We start from the raw sequence: 3476 nt of genomic DNA on the forward strand, positions 1-3476 counted from the left end.
TGGATAATAGCTGATTATCTTTCAAATATAATTACAAAATTTAATGATTAAATATTTAATGTATACGGAGGCGAATATGTTTTTTATCAATCGAAAAGAAGAACTTAAATCTTTTGTAAATAATTATGATGAAAACATAGAAAATAATATAAGCCAAGTTTATATTATAGAAGCAAGTCATGGAATAGGAAAAACCGAATTCATAAAAGAAGTGTCAAAATATTTTTCATATATTCCATTAGATATTTTCCCATCAGATGATAATGAAGAACTTGCAACATTCAAAAGACTGGTTTTAGAATTAGATAAAACTAGCATCGAATATGGATATAACGATTTTAAGACATTTTATAGTTGGAAAACTAAAAGCTCTAAAGCTGTTCAATTACTATTAAAAATTACAGCAATTTTTGGACAAGCATTTGCTAAAAGTAAGGAATATGATATAGAATTTACCACATTAATTAACGAACCCATTCAATATGAAAAATTTATTTTAAAGGCACAAATAGAAAACCTATTTGAATATGCTAAATACGTATTTTCTAAGACGAATATGCATATTGTTTTTCATCATACATCAGAGATTGATGCAGGGTCAATTGATTTATTGTGTAAATTAATCACATCATCAAGAGGAAGTGTTTTTATATTTGAGAGTGATAATGAAAAGATTAGCTTAAGAATAGAACACTGTTTACAAAATAACCATAGCATTTATCTTAATAAATATTTATTAAACAAATTATCTAACAAGCATATAGAAATCTATATTCAACAATTATTGAATGATTTAGAATTACAAGCCGACAAGATTGACTCAAATGTACTTAAAGAAAGTATCGACAAAGGAAATCTAGCAGAAATTTCAAGTATATTAAAAGATTATAATGATAGATTGAGAAAAGACACTTCTATACAAATAAGGAGCATCAAGGATATTCTCTATAATTTGTCTGATAAGCAAAATGTTTTGTTAATTTTACTTAGTTATGCAAAAGGCAAATTAAATTTAGATGAATTAAAGGAAATTACGAACGAATTAAATAACTCTTTTATGACATCAGATATTGATTTACTATATCAAAAAAACTTAATTGAAAAAAACAATGGTTACATTTCAGTTTTACCATTTGTATATGAAATAGTTAATTTGAATGACTTTAAGCCCGCTTTAAAATATGCAGTTGCTTCTGGTCTTATTAAAAACCTAAACATAAAATTAAACACAAAATTTAATGGTCGGTATTTAGATGTGTTAGTTGAATATTATTTAAACAGTGGACATTTTTATCAATTAAAATCATTACGAAAAAAAATTAGTCAAAGATTAAAAAGCTTTAATACGCAAGCTGAACGTGTTGATTATTTCAAAAAATTTAGCATAAACCGAAATGAACTATATCAATTTGATGAAGAATTTGCAATAATATTTGCAAAAGTAGCTTATGAAGCAAATTTATATTTTGAAGCATTAGATTTTATTAATTTAATAGATAATATTGACGATGAAGCTATCTTCCTTAAAGTTTTAATTTTGAATCGTTGCGAAGATTTTGAAAAATCGAAAAATTATATTGAATCATATTTGGCAAATTTAAATAATCAATCTTCTGTTTATTTTAAACTTTCATTAGTACTTATAATGAATTTAATACAATTAAACCAGCGAGAAGAAGCATTTACTATATATAAAGAAGTAAAAGCATATACGTATGAGCCACTTTATCCATTTTTAGTTAGATTATCTAATGTGTTTTATGATGATTTTAATGACCGTTTAGCAATTGTTGAATCTATTACGGAAGATTTTTATAAGTCTTATGATAATGAATTTTGTGGGCTTCATGCAATATATCTTGCTTACTTGTATGCTCTGACACAGCAAACCGAACTAGCTGAAAAATCACTTTTAACAGCCAGAAACTTTTTTGGAAATAATTTGATATATAATCACATGATCCTTCATAATGAGGCAACTATTAAATTTTATAATCAAGAGATTGATGAAGATATTCCTGCTCTGCTAAATAATGCAAAAATAACAGTGTATGACGAGTATGATCAATTTGCGATTAATAATAATTTACTTGTTTATTACATTTTAAGTGATAATGAATCAAACTTAGAATGTCAAAAAATTGTTTTGGAATTAGAGAAGATGCTTGAGCGTACAAATTTTAAACGCTTCGTGGATAAAATATATTATAATTTGTATTACTATTATGTAAAAATGTTTAATTTTGAAAAAAGTGAATATTATAAATCTAAATTATTACTTACTAATATAAAATTTGGAGAGAATTATAAATATAAATTAATGTATGAAAACTCTTGGAAATTACCGCTAAATATATAATTTTAGCTAAATAATTTCGTGAATTATTCCACTAGTGTTTTATAAAGAAAACCTATGATAATAAAAGATTTATTTTTCGTGTTATTATCATAGGATATTTTCTAAAAGTTTATTATGATATCTTGAAAAAGTTTTTTTAACATTTCATTATATGTGTAACCATTAACTTTAAATGTCATAGGAACAATGGATTTAGGATACAATCCTGGATTCGCATTAATTTCTATTAGGTACATTTCAGAATTCTTGATTCTGCAATCTATTCTAATTAGTTTGTTAGGTGAGAGGTTATAATAAAGTTGTTTTATATGATTGATATCTTTAGGTTTTAAGTAAGAACTTTTTTTTACTTCGATTTCTATATTTTGCTTGATTTCAGAAGTATAAGCTTTATATTTAAATTTTTCCATTTCTGGAAAATTGAGTTCTACCTCTTCAAAAAATAGTTTATCTTCATTGCCAAATACTGTAATCGCTATTTCACTGCCTTCTATGTACTCTTCTATAAGAATTCCATCAAAATCATTAAGTAATTTCTTAATAACATAATCAGCTTTGTTTATATCTGAAACGATAGAATTTTGAGTGATTCCAATTGATTCAGATTCATAATTAGGCTTAATAATTACTGGATAATTGAAGTTGCTTAAAAGTTCTTTGTTATAAGAATGTAAAAAAACAAGTAAACTTTGAGGTGTTTTTATTTCAAAGTTTTCAGCAAATTTTTCTGTCATAAATTTGTCTTGACATATTACCTGAACATATGGATCAGGATTGAAATATTTAATATTATAGTTTTCACAAAAAGCAGGCACATTCATATTTCTAATTTTGCTATTATATCCAAAATCGAAATTTAGAACGAAATCATCTAAATGTTGATGTACATTTTCTTTAAATTTTTCAAAATTATCATAAAAAATAATATTTTTAATAAATTCCGAAAGCCCTTTTGCTAAAATTGTCTTTAATTCCCGACGAGTATATTCCCGATTGTTGACAATTTTTTTATCCGTATTTTCATTTGGATTAACATTTAATATTACTACTAAATCCATTTTTCCCTCCAATTGATATGTATTAAAAAATAACTAGACAGATAATCAGCTATTATCCA

General features: G+C 24.8%; 2 protein-coding genes. One reads left to right on the forward strand and one right to left on the reverse strand.

Going from position 1 to position 3476, the window contains the following annotated elements:
• Window positions 1–76: 76 nt before the first annotated feature.
• Entirely contained in the window at window positions 77–2359 is a 2283-nt protein-coding gene (locus tag DW006_RS12200; protein ID WP_199521919.1) for a hypothetical protein, read from the forward strand.
• Between the two features lie 101 nt (window positions 2360–2460).
• Here the strand turns inward: DW006_RS12200 and DW006_RS11955 are convergent, their stop codons facing one another.
• Window positions 2461–3417, reverse strand: coding sequence for an ATP-grasp domain-containing protein (locus tag DW006_RS11955; protein WP_118000907.1), 957 nt, complete (start codon window positions 3415–3417; stop codon window positions 2461–2463).
• Window positions 3418–3476: the final 59 nt, after the last annotated feature.

The sequence above is a fragment of the Eubacterium sp. AF36-5BH genome (assembly GCF_003460505.1).
GTDB lineage: Bacteria > Bacillota > Clostridia > Lachnospirales > Lachnospiraceae > Eubacterium_G.

Bases quoted from the DNA above. Each gene is read 5' to 3' on its own strand.
- DW006_RS11955 (WP_118000907.1), bottom strand. From the start codon at position 3,417: ATGGATTTAGTAGTAATATTAAATGTTAATCCAAATGAAAATACGGAT.
- DW006_RS12200 (WP_199521919.1), top strand. From the start codon at position 77: ATGTTTTTTATCAATCGAAAAGAAGAACTTAAATCTTTTGTAAATAAT.